Origin of the sequence: Limnohabitans sp. WS1, from assembly GCF_003063265.1 — a bacterium.
Lineage (GTDB): Bacteria > Pseudomonadota > Gammaproteobacteria > Burkholderiales > Burkholderiaceae_C > Limnohabitans_A.
In genome coordinates this window covers 325671-343839 of the sequence record NZ_NERU01000002.1, presented here as the reverse complement: position 1 = coordinate 343839, position 18169 = coordinate 325671, and the positions used below count along the sequence as shown (strand labels likewise).

Annotated in this window: 18 protein-coding genes; 3 read left to right on the top strand and 15 right to left on the bottom strand. The window is 58.6% G+C overall.

Annotated features, from left to right (window positions below; all coding sequences use genetic code 11):
* Positions 1-19 precede the first annotated feature (19 nt).
* From hscA to uvrB, 7 genes are all read right to left on the bottom strand, one after another.
* Positions 20-1885 carry a Fe-S protein assembly chaperone HscA gene (hscA, locus tag B9Z48_RS05270; protein WP_108377375.1) on the bottom strand — a complete coding sequence of 622 codons (1866 nt, stop codon included), beginning with the start codon at positions 1883-1885 and terminating at the stop codon, positions 20-22.
* Positions 1886-1943: 58 nt separating this feature from the next.
* Positions 1944-2459, bottom strand: a complete 516-nt coding sequence (hscB, locus tag B9Z48_RS05265) for a Fe-S protein assembly co-chaperone HscB (protein WP_199233462.1) — start codon at positions 2457-2459, stop codon at positions 1944-1946.
* Between the two features lie 24 nt (positions 2460-2483).
* Positions 2484-2807, bottom strand: coding sequence for an iron-sulfur cluster assembly protein IscA (gene iscA, locus B9Z48_RS05260; RefSeq protein WP_019425275.1), 324 nt, complete (start codon positions 2805-2807; stop codon positions 2484-2486).
* Between the two features lies 1 nt (position 2808).
* Complete coding sequence (gene iscU / locus B9Z48_RS05255; RefSeq protein ID WP_062405706.1) at positions 2809-3195, bottom strand: Fe-S cluster assembly scaffold IscU; 387 nt, start codon at positions 3193-3195, stop codon at positions 2809-2811.
* A gap of 32 nt (positions 3196-3227) precedes the next feature.
* Entirely contained in the window at positions 3228-4445 is a 1218-nt protein-coding gene (locus tag B9Z48_RS05250; RefSeq protein WP_089953841.1) for an IscS subfamily cysteine desulfurase, read from the bottom strand.
* A 20-nt stretch (positions 4446-4465) separates the two neighbouring features.
* On the bottom strand, positions 4466-5002 hold the full coding sequence (iscR, locus tag B9Z48_RS05245; RefSeq protein WP_089953845.1) for a Fe-S cluster assembly transcriptional regulator IscR: 537 nt from the start codon (positions 5000-5002) through the stop codon (positions 4466-4468).
* 112 nt (positions 5003-5114) lie between these two features.
* Positions 5115-7241, bottom strand: a complete 2127-nt coding sequence (gene uvrB / locus B9Z48_RS05240) for an excinuclease ABC subunit UvrB (RefSeq protein ID WP_089953848.1) — start codon at positions 7239-7241, stop codon at positions 5115-5117.
* Positions 7242-7360: 119 nt separating this feature from the next.
* Here uvrB and B9Z48_RS05235 point away from each other — a divergent pair, with 119 nt between their 5' ends.
* From B9Z48_RS05235 to rsxB, 3 genes are all read left to right on the top strand, one after another.
* Entirely contained in the window at positions 7361-8557 is a 1197-nt protein-coding gene (locus B9Z48_RS05235) for an amino acid aminotransferase (RefSeq protein ID WP_108377374.1), read from the top strand.
* Between the two features lie 165 nt (positions 8558-8722).
* Positions 8723-10381 carry a polyhydroxyalkanoate depolymerase gene (locus B9Z48_RS05230; protein ID WP_108377373.1) on the top strand — a complete coding sequence of 553 codons (1659 nt, stop codon included), beginning with the start codon at positions 8723-8725 and terminating at the stop codon, positions 10379-10381.
* Positions 10382-10386: 5 nt separating this feature from the next.
* Positions 10387-11076 carry an electron transport complex subunit RsxB gene (gene rsxB / locus B9Z48_RS05225; RefSeq protein WP_089953855.1) on the top strand — a complete coding sequence of 230 codons (690 nt, stop codon included), beginning with the start codon at positions 10387-10389 and terminating at the stop codon, positions 11074-11076.
* Between the two features lie 121 nt (positions 11077-11197).
* Here rsxB and B9Z48_RS05220 read toward each other — a convergent pair whose 3' ends face one another.
* From B9Z48_RS05220 to B9Z48_RS05185, 8 genes are all read right to left on the bottom strand, one after another.
* Complete coding sequence (locus tag B9Z48_RS05220) at positions 11198-11680, bottom strand: VOC family protein (protein WP_089953858.1); 483 nt, start codon at positions 11678-11680, stop codon at positions 11198-11200.
* Positions 11681-13729 carry an acetyl/propionyl/methylcrotonyl-CoA carboxylase subunit alpha gene (locus B9Z48_RS05215; RefSeq protein WP_089953861.1) on the bottom strand — a complete coding sequence of 683 codons (2049 nt, stop codon included), beginning with the start codon at positions 13727-13729 and terminating at the stop codon, positions 11681-11683.
* An 81-nt stretch (positions 13730-13810) separates the two neighbouring features.
* The gene (locus tag B9Z48_RS05210; RefSeq protein ID WP_108377372.1) at positions 13811-15343 is read right to left on the bottom strand and encodes an acyl-CoA carboxylase subunit beta; all 1533 of its coding nucleotides are present in this window, start codon (positions 15341-15343) and stop codon (positions 13811-13813) included.
* Positions 15344-15361: 18 nt separating this feature from the next.
* Positions 15362-16384: a methylmalonyl Co-A mutase-associated GTPase MeaB gene (gene meaB / locus B9Z48_RS05205; protein ID WP_228769104.1), complete on the bottom strand. Its 1023-nt coding sequence runs from the start codon at positions 16382-16384 to the stop codon at positions 15362-15364.
* Between the two features lies 1 nt (position 16385).
* On the bottom strand, positions 16386-17075 hold the full coding sequence (locus B9Z48_RS05200; protein ID WP_146186237.1) for a DUF5677 domain-containing protein: 690 nt from the start codon (positions 17073-17075) through the stop codon (positions 16386-16388).
* A gap of 20 nt (positions 17076-17095) precedes the next feature.
* Positions 17096-17500 carry a type II toxin-antitoxin system VapC family toxin gene (locus B9Z48_RS05195; protein ID WP_108377371.1) on the bottom strand — a complete coding sequence of 135 codons (405 nt, stop codon included), beginning with the start codon at positions 17498-17500 and terminating at the stop codon, positions 17096-17098.
* Positions 17500-17754 (bottom strand): antitoxin, encoded by a 255-nt coding sequence (locus tag B9Z48_RS05190; protein ID WP_089953875.1) that lies wholly within the window; start codon positions 17752-17754, stop codon positions 17500-17502. Before B9Z48_RS05190 ends, B9Z48_RS05195 begins: the two co-directional genes overlap by 1 nt.
* Complete coding sequence (locus B9Z48_RS05185; RefSeq protein ID WP_108377370.1) at positions 17751-18134, bottom strand: hypothetical protein; 384 nt, start codon at positions 18132-18134, stop codon at positions 17751-17753. Before B9Z48_RS05185 ends, B9Z48_RS05190 begins: the two co-directional genes overlap by 4 nt.
* Between the last annotated feature and the right edge of the window lie 35 nt (positions 18135-18169).

Here is an 18169-nt window from a genome sequence, read left to right as displayed (position 1 = left end):
TTCAGGGCAGGTCGGGCTTTTACAAGGCCTGGATGTTTTGACCGGCCAGGGCTTTCTGGATGCTGTGGTTCATGCGCTCGGCCGCAAAGGCTTCGGTGCCTTTGGCCAGCGCTTGGGTGCAGTCTTCCAATGCCTTGGCGTCTTGTTCGGTTTGCACGGCGGCTTGCAATGTGGCCATGAGTGCGTCGATGGCGCTGCGCTCTGACGCTTGCAGCAAATCGCCGTCTGCTGCCAAGGCGCTGCGCGTGGCCAGCAGCATGCGATCGGCATCCACACGGGCTTCCACCAGCGCACGCGCCTTCATGTCGGCTTGCGCGGTGGTGAAGCTTTCTTGCAGCATGGTGGCGATCTGGTCATCGCTCAGGCCATACGAGGGCTTGACGTCGATGCGCGCTTCGACACCACTGATTTGTTCTTTGGCCCCGACGTTCAGCAAGCCATCGGCGTCCACCGTGAAAGTCACGCGGATGCGGGCTGCACCTGCAGCCATGGGCGGGATGCCACGCAGCTCAAAGCGGGCCAGGCTGCGGCAGTCTTGCACCAGATCGCGTTCACCCTGCACCACATGCAGCGCCAGCGCGGTCTGGCCGTCTTGGTAAGTGGTGAAGTCCTGCGCCATGGCGGTGGGGATGGTTTGGTTACGCGGAATGATGCGCTCGACCAAGCCGCCCATGGTCTCGATGCCCAACGACAGCGGAATCACATCGAGCAACAACAACTCGCCAGCGGCGTTGTTGCCTGCCAACTGGTTGGCCTGGATGGCCGCGCCCAAGGCGACGACTTCGTCGGGGTTGAGGTTGTTGAGCGGGGCTTGATCAAAAAAGTCAGCCACGGCTTGCTGGATTTGCGGCATGCGGGTGGAGCCGCCCACCATGACCACGCCTTGTACATCGTCTTTGGCCAGCTGCGCATCGCGCAGCGCTTTGCGCACGGCCGTGACGCAGCGGGCCGTCAGAGTCTGTGTGGCTTGCTCAAAATTTGCGCGGCTGATCTGCACCGACAAAGCGCCAGTGGACAGCGCCACATCCAGACTGGTGGCGTCTGCGCTGGTCAAAGCTTCTTTGGCGGCACGGGCTGCCGCCTTGAGCCGGGTTTTGTCTTCGGCCGTGGCGGCTTGCAAGCCGGGCTGTTGGGCCATGGCGAAGTCGGCCAAGGCCTGGTCGTAATCGTCGCCGCCCAAGGCCGAATCGCCGCCTGTGGACAGCACCTCAAACACGCCTTGCGTGAGGCGCAAGATGGAAATATCGAAAGTGCCGCCACCCAGATCAAACACGGCGTAAACGCCTTCACTGGCGTTGTCCAGGCCATAGGCAATGGCCGCTGCGGTGGGTTCGTTGATCAGGCGCAGCACATTCAGGCCAGCCAGCTGTGCCGCGTCTTTGGTGGCCTGGCGCTGGGCATCGTCAAAGTAGGCGGGCACGGTGATCACGGCGCCGTACAGGTCGTCGTTGAAGGTGTCTTCGGCGCGGTAACGCAAGGTGGCCAAGATTTCGGCGCTCACCTCGACGGGCGACTTGGGGCCTTGCACCGTCTGGATGGAGAGCATGCCTTGCTCACTGGCAACGAACTCATAAGGCAGTTTGCTGCGGTCGGCGATGTCGTTCAGGCCACGGCCCATGAAACGCTTGACCGAAGCGATGGTGTTGACCGGGTCGGAAGCGGCAGACGCCACAGCGTCAAAACCGATCTGGCGGCCCTGGCCCGGCATGAAGCGCACCACCGACGGCAGAATCACACGGCCATCGTCGTCGGGCAGGCATTCGGACACGCCATTGCGCACCGAAGCCACCAGCGAGTGCGTGGTGCCCAAGTCAATGCCCACCGCGATGCGGCGCTGGTGCGGGTCGGGCGACTGGCCCGGTTCAGAAATCTGCAGTAACGCCATGGTCAATCAGGGATGGTGTTCAAGTCGCCCACCTGCATGAGGCGCTGCGACCCGAGGGTCAAGTCAATCGGTCGAGTTTAGCGTTCACTTCTTGCGTGAAGCGCTCAATGAACATGAGCGCCCTCACCTGCCCCACGGCCTGCGCGGGGTCTTTGGCCACATCCAGCAAATCGCCCAGCGTTTGCTGCACACGGCGCTGCTCGGCAGCCACTTCGTCTGCCAAGGATTCGAGGCCTTGGGCGCTGCCCGTGTCTTCGAGGTTTTCGCGCCATTCCATTTGCTGCATCAAGAATGCGGCGGGCATGGCCGTGTTGTTTTCGGCCTGCACGGGCGCACCTTGCAACTCGCACAAATAGGCGGCACGTTTGAGCGGGTCTTTCAGGCGCTGGTACGCCTCGTTGATGCGCACCGACCACTGCATGGCGATGCGCTGGGCGGCTGCGCCTTCGGCCGCAAAGCGGTCGGGGTGGGCTTCGCGTTGCAAGGCCTTCCAGCGGGCGTCGAGCTGAGCGCGGTCCTGTGCGTACTGCACCGGCACATCAAACAGCTCGAAGTCGTTGGCTTGGAGGGAAATCACGCGCAAAAACTCACACTCGGCTCAAACACGGAACGACTCACCGCAACCGCAACGGTCACGCTCGTTGGGGTTGTTGAAGCGAAAGCCCTCGTTCAGGCCTTCGCGCACAAAGTCGAGTTCGGTGCCGTCGATGTAGGCCAGGCTTTTGGGGTCCACCAGCACCTTGACGCCGTGGCCTTCAAAGACCACGTCTTCCGGGGCGATCTCGTCCACGTACTCGAGCTTGTAGGCCAGGCCCGAGCAGCCCGTGGTCTTGACCCCCAGGCGCACACCGACACCCGAGCCACGTTTGGCCAGGTACCGGGTCACATGCCGAGCTGCGGCAGCAGACAGTGAGATGGCCATGTCAGTTCAGGTGTTTCTTTTTGTAGTCGTCCACTGCGGCCTTGATGGCGTCTTCGGCCAAGATGGAGCAGTGGATTTTGACGGGTGGCAGCGCCAGCTCTTCGGCGATTTGGCTGTTCTTCAGGGCCGCCGCTTCGTCGAGCGTCTTGCCCTTGACCCACTCGGTCACGAGCGAGCTGGAGGCGATGGCCGAGCCGCAACCGTAGGTCTTGAAGCGTGCGTCTTCGATCACGCCGGTTGTCGGGTTGACCTTGATCTGCAGCTTCATCACGTCGCCGCAAGCCGGTGCACCGACCATGCCGGTGCCCACGCTGTCGTCGCCCTTGTCAAAAGAGCCCACGTTGCGGGGATTTTCGTAGTGGTCAACCACTTTTTCAGAATATGCCATGGTGTTTTCTCCGTATTCAGGTCAGTGTGAACTCAGTGGGCAGCCCACTGGATGGTGCTCAGATCGATGCCATCTTTGTGCATTTCCCACAGGGGGCTCAAGTCGCGCAGCTTGGCCACGTTCTCGCGGATGGTCTGGATCGCGTAGTCGATGTCTTCTTCGGTGGTCCAGCGGCCAATCGTCATGCGCAAGCTGCTGTGGGCCAACTCGTCGCTGCGGCCAAGAGCGCGCAGCACATAGCTGGGCTCCAGGCTGGCCGATGTGCAAGCCGAACCGGACGACACGGCCAAGCCCTTGATGCCCATGATGAGTGATTCGCCTTCGACGAAGTTGAAGCTCATGTTGATGTTGTGCGGCACGCGCTGGGTGGCATGGCCGTTCAGGAACACCTGCTCCATGTCGCTCAGGCCGTTGATCAAGCGGTCGTGCAGGGCGCGGGCTTTGGCGTTGTCTTGGGCCATTTCAAGTTTGGCGATGCGGAACGCTTCGCCCATGCCCACGCACTGGTGGGTGGGCAAGGTGCCCGAGCGCATGCCGCGCTCGTGACCGCCGCCGTGCATTTGTGCTTCCAGGCGAATGCGCGGTTTGCGGCGCACATACAAAGCGCCAATGCCTTTGGGGCCATAGGTTTTGTGCGAGGCCAGGCTCATCAAGTCGATGGGCAGCTGGGTCATATCGATCTCGACCTTGCCGGTGGCTTGCGCGGCATCGACGTGGAAGACGATGCCTTTTTCGCGGCACAGGTTGCCAATGGCGGTCACGTCCTGGATCACGCCGATTTCGTTGTTCACGAACATCACGCTGATGAGAATGGTATCGGGGCGGATGGCGGCTTTGAGCGCATCCATGTTCAGCAAGCCATCGGCCTGCACATCGAGGTAAGTGACTTCAAAACCCTGGCGCTCGAGCTCACGCATGGTGTCCAGCACGGCTTTGTGCTCGGTCTTGACGGTGATCAGGTGCTTGCCGCGCGACTTGTAAAACTGGGCTGCGCCCTTGATCGCCAGGTTGTTCGATTCGGTGGCACCGCTGGTCCAGACGATTTCGCGGGGGTCGGCACCAATCAGGTCAGCCACTTGCTCGCGGGCGGTTTCAACGGCCGCCTCGGCTTCCCAACCCCAGGCGTGGCTGCGGGATGCTGGGTTGCCAAAGTGCTCACGCAGCCAAGGGATGATGGCGTCCACCACGCGGGGGTCACAGGGATTGGTCGCGCCGTAATCAAGGTAAATGGGGAAATGAGGTGTAGTCATGGTCTGGTCTGCTTCGGTAATCAGGATTTGGCGAACATATTGCCCAAGTCAAAGACCGAGTTGGGCACATTCACACGGATCGGTTGGCTGATGGGCATGGGGGCAATGGCACGCTTGAGGCTGGGCTTGTTTTCAACGACCAAGCCTTTGGCCAATTGATCGTCCACCAGCTTTTGCAGCGACACCGAATCCAGAAATTCCACCATTTTGGAATTGAGGGAAGCCCACAGGTCGTGCGTCATGCAGCGGCCATCGCCGCCGTTGCAATTTTCTTTACCGCCGCAGTGGGTGGCGTCAATCGGCTCGTCAACCGACAAAATGATGTCGGCGACAGTGATTTCGGTGGATTTGCGGCCCAGGGTGTAACCGCCGCCGGGTCCACGGGTGGACTCGACCAGGTTGTGGCGGCGCAGCTTGCCAAACAATTGCTCTAGATAAGACAGTGAAATCTGTTGACGCTGGCTGATGGCGGCCAAGGTCACGGGGCCAGCGTCTTGGCGCAGAGCCAAATCGATCATGGCCGTCACGGCAAAACGGCCTTTGGTGGTTAAACGCATGGCAGACTCCTGAGGTGGGGGGAAGGTCGTCGAAGCCTGACTGATCAGGTTCCCGACTAAACGAGTCAAGTATACCCCAATCCCGATTAAATCACTCGGGTTATAGGGTCATTCAGGCCCGGATCAAAGGCACGATGTTGTCGCCACCGGTTGCACCAAAGGCCTGCTCTTTCAAAATGGTCAACTGGTCCCGCACTTGGGCGGCTTTTTCGAACTCCAAGTTGCGGGCGTGCTCCATCATCTGCTTTTCCAGTTGCTTGATGGCCCGGGCGATGTCTTTCTCGCTCATGTCCTCGACCTTGGCTTTTTGCATGGCCGCTTGTTCCAGGCGCTCGGCCTCTTTGCCCGATTTTTCGCTGTAGACACCGTCTATCAGGTCTTTCACCTTTTTCACAATGCTCTTGGGCGTGATGCCCATGGCCTCGTTGTGCGCCAATTGCTTGATGCGGCGGCGCTCAGTCTCGCCCATGGCTTTTTTCATGGACTCGGTGATGCGGTCGGCGTACAAAATCGCCCGGCCGTTCAGGTTTCGAGCCGCACGGCCAATGGTCTGGATCAGGCTGCGCTCGGCCCGCAAAAAGCCTTCTTTGTCGGCATCCAAAATGGCGACCAGCGACACCTCGGGAATGTCCAGGCCTTCGCGCAGCAGGTTGATGCCCACCAGCACATCAAAAGCGCCCAGGCGCAGGTCTCGCAAAATCTCGACCCGCTCCACCGTGTCCACATCGCTGTGCAGGTAACGCACCTTCACGCCGTTGTCGCTCAAATATTCGGTCAGCTGCTCGGCCATGCGTTTGGTGAGGGTGGTGATCAGCACCCGTTCGTGCTTTTCGACCCGGATGCGGATTTCCTGCAGCACGTCGTCCACCTGGTGCGTAGCGGGACGCACCTCGACCTGCGGGTCCACCAGGCCTGTGGGGCGCACGACTTGCTCGACCACTTTGCCCGAATGCGTCTTTTCATAATCAGCGGGAGTGGCCGAGACGAAGATGCATTGGCGCATGCGTTTTTCAAACTCTTCGAATTTGAGCGGTCGGTTGTCCAGCGCGCTGGGCAGGCGAAAGCCGTATTCGACCAGCGTGGTCTTGCGGGCCTTGTCGCCGTTGTACATGGCATTGAGCTGGCCGATCATCTGGTGGCTTTCGTCCAGAAACATGATCGCGTCGGGTGGCATGTAGTCGGTCAGAGTGCTGGGCGGGTCACCGGGGGCAGCGCCCGACAAATGGCGGGTGTAGTTCTCAATGCCTTTGCAGTGGCCGACTTCGGACAACATTTCCAAATCGAACCGGGTGCGCTGCTCCAGGCGCTGGGCTTCGACCAGCTTGCCCATGCCCAACAATTCTTTGAGGCGCTGGGCCAACTCCAGCTTGATGGTCTCCACCGCCGCCAGCACCTTGTCACGCGGCGTCACATAGTGGCTGGACGGGTAGACCGTGAAGCGCGGAATCTTCTGGCGTATGCGGCCGGTGAGCGGGTCAAACAGCTGCAAGCTCTCGATCTCGTCGTCAAACAGCTCAATGCGGATGGCCAGCTCGGAGTGTTCGGCTGGGAAAACGTCGATGGTGTCGCCCCGCACCCGGAACTTGCCGCGTGAAAACTCCATGTCGTTGCGCTGGTACTGCATGCGGATCAGCTGGGCGATCACGTCGCGCTGCCCCAGCTTGTCGCCGGTGCGCAGCGTCATGATCATGCGGTGGTAGCTCTCGGGCTCGCCAATGCCGTAGATGGCCGACACCGTGGCCACGATCACCACATCGCGCCGCTCCATGATGCTTTTGGTACACGACAGGCGCATCTGCTCGATGTGCTCGTTGATCGCCGAGTCTTTTTCGATGAACAAATCGCGCTGCGGCACATAGGCCTCGGGCTGGTAATAGTCGTAGTAACTAACGAAATACTCGACGGCGTTCTTGGGGAAAAACTCGCGAAACTCGCTGTACAGCTGCGCCGCCAGTGTCTTGTTGGGCGCGAACACGATGGCCGGACGCCCCAGCTGGGCGATCACATTGGCCATGGTGAAGGTCTTGCCCGAGCCGGTCACGCCCAGCAGGGTCTGGAACACCTCGCCGTCATGGACGCCTTCAACCAGCTGCTCAATGGCCACGGGCTGGTCACCTGCAGGCGGGTAAGGCTGGTAGAGCTCAAACGGAGAGCCCGGGTAGCTGATGAACTTCCCCTCAGCGTACTTGTCCACATCAGACACAACTTCTACAACGGGGGCTTCGGGCACGGTGGTCATCTTTGTAAGGACCGCCTGGCCAAACCAGACGGCGGGGGCCGTTAAAATCAGGGTCAACCCGAAAGCCTAACCGAGGAACGGGTTTTCTGCCACCACTGAACACAATCCAAGGACTTTCCATGTCTCTGTTTTCCGCCGTCGAAATGGCCCCCCGCGACCCGATCCTGGGTCTGAACGAGCAATACAACGCCGACACCAACCCCAACAAAGTGAACTTGGGCGTGGGCGTGTACTTCGACGACAACGGCAAACTGCCCCTGCTGCAATGTGTGCAAGCGGCCGAGAAAACCATGATGGCCACCCCCACCGCCCGTGGCTACCTGCCGATTGACGGCATCGTGGCCTACGACAACGCCGTCAAGGCGCTGGTGTTTGGTGCTGAATCTGACGTGGTCAAGTCCGGTCGCGTCTCCACCGTGCAGGCCATCGGCGGCACGGGCGGCCTGAAAATTGGTGCCGACTTCCTGAAGAAAGTCAGCCCCAATGCGAAAGTGCTGATTTCTGACCCCAGCTGGGAAAACCACCGCGCCATTTTTGTGAACGCGGGCTTTGAAGTCGGCACCTATGCCTACTACGACGCCGACAAACGCGGCGTGAACTTCGACGGCATGCTGGCCAGCCTGAACGCTGCTGACGAAGGCACCATCGTTGTGCTGCACGCTTGCTGCCACAACCCCACGGGTTATGACATCACCGACGCCCAATGGGACCAGGTCATTGCGGTGGTGAAGGCCAAGAGCCTGACGGCCTTCCTCGACATGGCTTACCAAGGTTTTGGCCACGGCATTGCCGAAGACGGTGCCGTGATCGGCAAGTTTGTGGCTGCGGGCCTCAACATCTTTGTGTCCACGTCTTTCTCCAAGAGCTTCAGCCTGTACGGCGAGCGCGTGGGCGCCCTGTCGGTGGTGGCTTCTGACAAAGAAGAAGCATCCCGCGTGCTGTCGCAATTGAAAATTGCCATCCGCACCAACTACTCCAACCCACCCATCCACGGCGGCGCGGTGGTGGCGGCTGTGTTGAACAACCCTGAGTTGCGTGCCCAGTGGGAGCAAGAACTGGCCGAAATGCGTGTTCGCATCAAGGCGATGCGCCAAAAACTGGTGGACAGCCTCAAAGCAGCGGGTGTTCAGCAAGACATGAGTTTCATTACCAGCCAGATCGGCATGTTCAGCTACTCGGGCCTGACCAAAGACCAGATGGTGCGTCTGCGCAGCGAGTTTGGCGTGTACGGCACCGACACCGGCCGCATGTGCGTGGCCGCGCTCAACAGCAAAAACATCGACTACGTGTGCGCGGCCATCGCCAAAGTCGTCTAAATCCCGCTTTAAGCTGACATTCGGCTTGCAACCGCCCCTGACGGGGCGGTTTCTTTTTGGTCGGTCAAGAAGGTGACTCCCAATTAGGGGGAGTACTCAAAAAATACTGCACAGTCTCCTGTAGTATTGTTGCACCGCACCATTTGTCTCAAGGGAAACTGTCACATGCTTTACCAGATTTTTGAAACACAACGCTCGATCATGGAGCCTTTTTCCGATCTGGCCCAAGCTGCTGCCAAGTTGTTCAGCAACCCCTTGAACCCCATGTCGCAAACGCCTATGGCTCAGCGCACATCGGCAGGCTATGCGCTCATGCATCGGCTGGGCAAAGATTACGAAAAACCAGAATTTGGCATCAGGACCGTCAAGGTCAACCGTGTCGATGTGGCCATCCACGAGCGCATCGAAATCGACAAACCCTTTTGTGAATTGCGCCGTTTCAAGCGCTTTTCTGACGACGCGGCCACATTGACCCAGCTCAAGGCCCAACCAGCGGTGCTGATCGTGGCACCGTTGTCGGGTCACTACGCCACGCTGCTGCGTGACACCGTCAAAACCATGTTGCAAGACCACAAGGTCTACATCACCGACTGGAAAAACGCACGTTTGGTCCCTCTGTCCGATGGTGAGTTCCACCTGGACGACTACATCAACTACGTGCAGGAATTCATTCGTCACCTGCAATCCATTTATGGCAATTGCCACATCGTGAGCGTCTGCCAGCCCACGGTGCCCGTCATGGCCGCCGTCTCTCTCATGGCCAGCCGTGGCGAAAAAACCCCACTGACCATGACCATGATGGGCGGCCCCATCGACGCACGCAAATCACCCACATCGGTGAACAACTTGGCCACCAACAAGAGTTTTGAGTGGTTCGAGAACAACGTGATTTACCGTGTGCCTGCCAACTTCCCGGGTGCGGGTCGCCGTGTGTACCCCGGCTTTTTGCAATACACCGGTTTTGTGGCCATGAACCCCGACCGCCACGCCACCAGCCATTACGACTATTTCAAAGACCTGATCAAAGGCGACGACGCCAGCACCGAAGCACACCGCAAGTTCTACGACGAGTACAACGCGGTGCTCGACATGGATGCCGATTACTACCTTGAGACCATCGCCACCGTGTTCCAGGACTTCAAACTGGTCAACGGCACTTGGGACGTCAAAGGCGTCGATGGCAAAGTTGAACGCGTTCGCCCCCAAGACATCAAGGGCACGGCCCTGATGACCGTTGAAGGTGAGCTCGACGACATCTCGGGCTCAGGCCAGACGCGTGCAGCACAAGACCTGTGCAGCGGCGTGCCCGCTAGCGAGCGTCAGCACCTTGAAGTGCCCGGCGCTGGGCATTACGGCATCTTCAGTGGCCGCCGTTGGCGCGACATTGTTTATCCAGAGCTGGTCAAGTTCATTTCGAGCCATGCACCGCAAACAGCGGTCAAAACCGCTGCGGTCACCGCTTCACCCGCCCCCGTGGCTCCCGAAGCCCTGGCTCAAGCGGACACCCCGCCGCTTGCAGTGGCGCAAGCCAGCGCACCCACCAACGTTGGCGCATCCAATGCGACCCTCGTCTCGCCAGCCAAGCCTGCTGCCAAATCGGCAGCCAAGCCCGCAGCCCCTAAGTCAACCGTGGTCAAGGCAAAACCTGCGGTGACCCCATCAGCCCCCTCAGTGGCCAGCAAGCCTGCAGCCAAAGCTTCGGCAAAAACAGCTGCAAAATCACCTGCCAAATCGGCATCGGCTCCGCTGAGCAAGACATCTGGCAAGTCGGCTGCCAGCACTTCGGTCAAAACCACTTGGGTTGACCCTTCAAGCAAAGCCTGAGGCCCATGCCCCACTTAAACCGAACAGCGCCTGAGACCCAGGCGCTTTTCTTATTGCTGAGCGATGCCTTGCCCCAAACGCAGTGCACGCGTTGTGGCTTTCCAGACTGTGCCAGTTATGCGCGGGCCATGGCCGAGGGACAAGCGGCCATCAACCAGTGCCCGCCCGGAGGGCAAGAGGGCATCGAACGGCTGTCTGCACTGACGGGTTTACCCAGCTTGCCCCTCAACCCCGATCACGGCACCGAAGGCCCTCGGCATGTGGCCATCATCGACGAAGCCTGGTGCATCGGCTGCACCTTGTGCATCAAGGCTTGCCCGACCGATGCGATTTTGGGGGCCAACAAGTTGATGCACACCGTGATCGAGCCTTGGTGCACGGGCTGCGAGCTGTGCATCCCGGTGTGCCCGGTGGACTGCATCGCACTGGAGAATGTGACGGGCGCAGATACTGGCTGGGCCGCTTGGTCCGCCGAGCAAGCCGACACATCCCGCACACGTTTTGAATCTCGCCAACGACGCCGGGTTCGTGAAGAAGCCGCACACCACAAGCAATTACAAGCCAAGGCCGAACACAAACTGGCCGATTTGGCCGGACATACCAAGGGCACAGACAACGCGCCCGAATTGGACCGCAAACGCGCCATCATCGAGGCGGCACTCGCCAAAGCAAAAGCCCGCCAAGCGGGAGCTTGACGGGCTTTTGAAGCGCATGTCGGGACTAAAGCCACCGACACCGACCTGCGAGACAGTCTGTTGTAGGTCGCAGGCTTCAGGCGAGACAGGTTTTCAATCGGACCTGATGGTCCGAATCAACTCAATGTGCGTTGGCAGCCAAAGCTGCAAACGCCTTGACCACCTCGGGCGGAGCCTGCACCAACTCGATCAACACGCCCTCCCCGCCAATCGGGAACTCTTCATTCGCTTTGGGGTGTAAAAACGTGATGTCAAAACCGGCTGCACCTTTGCGGATTCCACCGGGCGCAAAACGCACACCTTGGGCCGTAAGCCACTCGACCGCCACCGGCAGGTCGTCAATCCACAAGCCGATGTGGTTCAGGGGGGTGCTGTGCACGGCAGGCTTTTTCTCGGGGTCCAGCGGCTGCATCAAATCGACCTCAACCTTGAAGGGGCCGGTGCCGATGGCGCAGATGTCTTCGTCCACGTTCTCGCGTTCACTTTTGTAGGTGCCCGTCACTTCCAGACCGAACATGTCGACCCAGAGTTTTTGCAGGCGGGTCTTGTCAGGCCCGCCGATGGCGATTTGCTGGACGCCCAGCACTTTGAAAGGGCGCGTCATTTATTCAAACTCCACAATCATCTGGTCCACGGTGAGCGATTCGCCTTTGGCAGCCACCACCTTCTTGACCACACCGTCTTGCGCCGCGAACAGCACGTTTTCCATCTTCATGGCTTCGATCACGGCCACACGCTCACCCGCCTGAACTTTCTGACCCGGCTGCACCGATACGTCCACCAACAGACCGGGCATGGGCGACAACACAAAACGGCTCAAATCCGGTGGCGCTTTGTAAGGCATGAGCTTGTGCAGCTCGGCCATGCGGGGCGACATCACCAACGCTTCGATGCGGGTGCCGTTGTGTTGCACTTGCAGGGCCAGCGGGTTCTTCAAGGTGCCGCGTTCAATTTGTGCCGTGAACGGTTGGCCATTGCAAGTGCCTTCGATGCGGATGTCGTTCAAGCGTGAGTTGCTGGCGATGGCATAGGTTTTGCCATTGACCGTGATGTGCGCTTCACCGTGTTTGCCTGAAAATTCGGCCACATGCACGGGCACATAGCGGTTCTGGCCTGCTTTGCCCAGTTCCACCACGGCATAGTCTTGACCCACTTTGACGTCGTAACCTGGCAGCTGTCCACTCAGGTTGGCGGCACGCTCACGCGACTTGCGTCGCACAAAAGCCGCCAAGGCCGCCAAAAAGTCGTGGTCGTCGTGCGGCACGTCTTCGGCGCGGAAGCCCTGGCTGTACTGCTCGGCAATGAAGCCGGTGTTGAAGTCGCCCGACACAAAACGCGGGTGCGCCAGCAAAGCGGCCTGGAAAGGGATGTTGGAGCTGATGCCGCGAATGACAAAACCATTCAAGGCTTCGCGCATCTTGGCAATGGCGTCGTTGCGGTCCTTGCCGTGCACGATCAGCTTGGCGATCATCGAGTCATAAAACATCGGGATCTCGCCACCGTCTTGCACACCCGTGTCCACGCGCACGCCATACAGGTCGGTGGTGTTGCCTTGGAACATGGTTTGGCGGGGCGTCTGGAAACGCACCAGTCGGCCGGTGGAGGGCAAAAAGTTGCGAAACGGGTCTTCGGCGTTGATGCGGCACTCGATGGACCAACCATTGCGTTGCACGTCTTTTTGCTCGATTGGCAATTTCTCGCCAGCCGCCACGCGGATCATCATCTCGACCAAATCGAGCCCGGTGATGGCTTCGGTGACGGGGTGCTCCACCTGCAAACGGGTGTTCATCTCCAAGAAGTAAAAGCTCTGGTCCTTGCCGACCACAAACTCCACCGTACCGGCCGACTGGTATTTCACCGCCTTGGCCAGTTGCACGGCTTGCTCGCCCATGGCTTTGCGGGTGGCTTCAGAGATGAAAGGCGACGGTGCCTCTTCGATGACTTTTTGGTGGCGGCGCTGGATCGAGCACTCGCGCTCGTTCAGGTACACCACGTTGCCGTGGCTGTCGCCCAACACCTGGATTTCGATGTGGCGGGGTTCTTCGACAAACTTTTCGATGAACACACGGTCATCACCAAAGCTGTTGCGTGCTTCGTTGCGGCACGACGTAAAGCCTTCAAAAGCTTCTTTGTCGTTGAAGGCCACACGCAGGCCTTTGCCACCGCCGCCAGCGGAGGCTTTGATCATGACGGGGTAGCCAATGCCCTTGGCGATCTCAACCGCTTTTTCGGCGGTCTCAATCGCATCGTTCACGCCGGGAATGCAGTTCACGCCCGCAGCACCCGCCAGCTTTTTGGATTCGATTTTGTCGCCCATGGCGGCAATCGAAAAGTGACGTGGGCCGATGAAGGCAATGCCCTCGTCTTCGCAGCGCTTGGAGAACTCGGCGTTCTCGCTCAGGAAACCATAGCCGGGGTGGATCGCTTGTGCGCCAGTGGCCTTGGCGGCGGCGATGATTTTGTCAGCGACCAAATACGACTCGCGCGACGCGGCTGGGCCAATCAACACAGCCTCGTCGGCCAGTTGCACATGGCGGGCTTCTTTGTCGGCTTCGGAATAAACGGCCACGGTTTGGATGCCCATTTTGTGGGCGGTGGCGATGACGCGGCAGGCGATTTCGCCGCGGTTGGCAATCAAAATTTTCTTGAACATATGGAATCCTTTTATCTGTCATCCCGGGCTTGACCCGGGATCCATGGCTGGCGAATCAAGTCCGCCATAACGGGGTGCCGATCAAAGCGGAATGTTCCCGTGCTTGCGCCAGGGGTTCTCGATCTTTTTGTCCTTGCGCATGACCAAAGAACGGCAAATCCGCTTGCGGGTCTCGTGCGGCTGGATCACGTCGTCGATGAAGCCGCGAGCACCTGCCACAAAGGGGTTGGCAAAACGGGCTTTGTATTCGGCTTCTTTGGCGGCCAGCTTTTCGGGGTCACCCTTGTCTTCACGGAAGATGATTTCCACCGCACCCTTGGCACCCATCACCGCGATTTCAGCGTTGGGCCAGGCAAAGTTCACGTCGCCACGCAGGTGTTTGGAGGCCATCACGTCGTACGCACCGCCGTAGGCTTTGCGGGTGATGACGGTGATTTTGGGCACCGTGCATTCGGCATACGCGTACAACAACTTCGCGCCGTGTTTGATGATGCCGCCGTACTCTTGAGAGGTGCCTGGCATGAAGCCGGGCACGTCTACAAAGGTGACCACGGGGATGTTGAACGCGTCGCAAAAACGCACAAAGCGGGCAGCCTTGATCGAGCTCTTGATGTCCAAGCATCCGGCCAAGACCAAAGGCTGGTTGGCCACGATGCCCACGGTTTGGCCTTCCATGCGGGCAAAGCCGATCAGGATGTTCTTGGCGTAGTCGGGTTGCAGCTCAAAGAAGTCACCATCGTCCACGGTCTTGACGATGAGCTCTTTCATGTCATAAGCCTTGTTGGGATTCTCCGGCACGAGGGTGTCCAAGCTCATGTCCATGCGGCCCGATGGGTCACCGCTGGGGCGCACAGGTGCCTTCTCGCGGTTGTTGAGCGGCAAGTAGTTGTACAGGCGGCGCAGCATGAGCAGCGCTTCCACGTCATTCTCAAACGCCATGTCGGCCACGCCGCTTTTGGTGGTGTGTGTCAGGGCGCCGCCCAACTCTTCAGCTGTAACTTCTTCATGCGTCACGGTCTTGACCACTTCGGGGCCTGTCACGAACATGTAAGAAGTGTCCTTGACCATGAAGATGAAGTCGGTCAAAGCAGGCGAATACACCGCGCCACCTGCTGAGGGGCCCATGATCATGCTGATCTGGGGCACCACGCCGCTGGCCATCACGTTGCGCTGGAACACATCGGCATAACCGCCCAAGGACGCCACGCCTTCTTGAATTCGGGCACCGCCCGAATCATTCAGGCCAATCACCGGAGCACCGACCTTCATGGCCTGGTCCATGATCTTGCAGATCTTCTCAGCGTGCGTCTCCGACAAAGCGCCGCCGTACACCGTGAAGTCCTGGCTGAACACAAAAACCAAGCGGCCGTTGATCATGCCGTAGCCGGTGACCACGCCGTCACCGGGGATCTTGTTGTCCTGCATGCCGAAGTCGGTGCAGCGGTGCTCCACGAACATGTCCCACTCTTCGAAGGTGCCTTCGTCCAGAAGCACTTCGATGCGCTCACGCGCGGTGAGCTTGCCTTTGGCGTGCTGCGCGTCAATGCGCTTTTGCCCGCCGCCGAAGCGGGCCGCAGCGCGCTTTTTTTCCAGTTGTTCGATGATGTCTTGCATGGTGGCTCTCTCTTTTCTTCAGGAAGATGGGGTTTCACTCTGCGCCTGGTAAGCGCCGAGCAGTTGACGGGCCGCTGTAGACGCGGCGAGCTGGCCCGCAGCGACTTGTTGGCTGAGTTGGGGCAGCAGCGTTTGCACACGCGGCTGCGCCCGGAAGTTTTGTTTAAGACCGGCGTCAATGCGTTCCCACATCCACGACAGGGCTTGTTGTTGGCGTCGCGTGGCAAAGCGGCCGTTGCGGGTTTGCAGGTCCTTGAACTCGCTGACCGCCGCCCAAAAGCTGTCCACGCCCTGGCCCAGCAAAGCGCTCAACTGCACCACCTTGGGGTGCCACTGGGTGGTGTCGGCATGAGCGTGGCCCGAACCGCCGTGCATGCCCAAGAGCTGCAAGGCGCTGGTGATTTGCAACTCGGCACGGGTGGCCGCGATGGCATCGATGTCGGCCTTGTTTATGACCACCAAATCGGCAATTTCCATCACGCCTTTTTTGATCGCCTGCAAATCGTCACCCGCATTGGGCAGCTGCATCAGCACAAACATGTCGGTCATATTGGCCACCGCGGTTTCGCTCTGGCCCACGCCCACAGTCTCGACGATCACCACGTCGTAGCCAGCGGCCTCGCAGACCAACATGGACTCGCGGGTTTTTTCGGCCACGCCACCCAAGGTGCCGCTGCTGGGGCTGGGGCGGATGTAGGCGCGCTCGTGCACGCTGAGCAACTCCATGCGCGTTTTGTCGCCCAAGATGGAGCCGCCCGACACGGTGCTCGACGGGTCCACCGCCAACACCGCCACGCGGTGACCTTGACCGATGAGGTACAGGCCCAGCGCTTCGATGAAGGTGGACTTACCCACGCCTGGGACACCGCTGATGCCTAAGCGGAAAGATTTCCCGGTGTGCGGCAGCATGGCAGTAAGCAACTCGTCGGCCAAAGCACGGTGGTCGGCGCGGGTCGATTCGAGCAGCGTGATGGCTTTGGCCATGGCGCGACGCTGCACGGGGGCGGTGCCGTGAAGAATGCCTTGAAGGAGATCAACCATATCAAGCATTCGCAGCCTTTAACCTATTCATTACCAAATTCAAATCATGCCCAGCAGATCGAAGCCAGGCTGTCGCGCATTCATAAATTTCTGACTCACAAGAAAAGGGAGATTTTTCATTCGAGAAAAGTCGCTTGTGCAAATAACCCAAATCAGAATGAGCGGGAGGACAGAGCTCTCGATAATAAGAATACGCTGGCAGAGCTTCAAATTCGCTGTCTTTTAATGCGATCTGCGTTAGCAATGTTTCTATTTTGTGGAAATCTTTAGGAAGTGGTTTGCCAAATTTAGCTTTTGCTTCTCTTGCATCCTGAATAGGCTTTGGTTCGTTACCATCTACCTTCAAGCGATCAGGCCACGCTTTGAAAGCATCCATATACCTTGAAATATAAGAATTCAGATCAGTATATCGAAGGTTCTGGAATCCATCATCAAAAAGCACAAGGTATTTAATACGAACAACACACTCCAATAAGCTTCTCAATAAAGTCATTTGGCTACTGGAAGACTTTCCATTGGTATGCAAAGCCTTTAATCCCCGACCAAAATCAAAAGACTGAATTGCCAAACACAAAACCGCTACAGCCTGAGGATCCTTCTTTTTATAACTGTTAAATTTATCTTCCTTGGCAAAGCAGAATTTTTGAAATTGATCCAGCTCGACGCAAAATAATTGAAAAAAATCATTCACGGATGTGTTGTGTTGCGCTGTCATAACACCCAGTTCTCCAACTTCAAACCCTCAATCCGCTCAAACTCCCGTGTGTTGTTGGTCACGCAAACGGCATCCAAAGCCAAGGCGTGACAGCCAATCAACAAGTCCAACTCACCAATGCTTTTGCCAGTTGAGCGCAGTGAGTGTTGTTGGCGGGCGTAGTGCCACATGGCGTCTTGCGTCCAGGGCAAGACGCGCACTTCGCTCAGGAACAATTCCAGCACCTTGCGGTTGCGCGCTTTTTGATCGCTCTTTTCCACGCCATAAGCCAACTCGGCGGCAACAAGCGCTGACAACACCACACGGTCAGACCCCAGTTCATTCAGGCGCGCCACAACATTGGGCACGCCACGCTGGATGTAGATCACCATGTTGGTGTCGAGCATGTACAGGGAAGACATCAGTCGAGGCTTTCGATGTCGTCCAGTGGCAAGGTGTGCTCGCGCTCGATTTCTTCAGGCATGCCTTCCCAGCCGCTCAAAATGGCTTGCAAGCGCGTACCCCACTCGCCGGGTTCGTCCTTTTTGGGCCGAAGGATGACGCTGTTGCCCACCTTCTCAATGAACACCTCGGCGGTGTCAAAGCGATAGGCCTTGGGCAGGCGCACCGCTTGGCTGCGGCCTGTGGTGAAAATTTTGGCGGTGTCTGTGATCATGGTGCCGACCTCTTTTTGGTAGATACCAAATCATACCTACCATTTTGAGAATCACCAACCGCTTGTGGTGACTCTGTGGGCACCCACTGGCGTCCTTGTCTTTTGGCCTCTTGATAGGCCAGCCAATCGTCTTGGTTTGATACGTGCTGGGCCTTGAGCTTGGAACGGATGGCCAACTTGGTCGCCGACAGGTGCTCCATGCTTTCTGGCAAAACTTCCCCGTGCCGTGATGGCTGAAACGGCAAGCCGTCTTCTTTGGCTTGCGCCAAAGCCTGCTCCATCGCCGAAACAATAAACTGAGACGGGCTCACGCCTAAACGACCAGCGGCCTGTTCCAGCTCAGTTTCGAGCAAGGGTTCAAATTGAACGGAGTACAGCATGGAGAACCGATGGAATCTGTGGTCAATACCGTTTC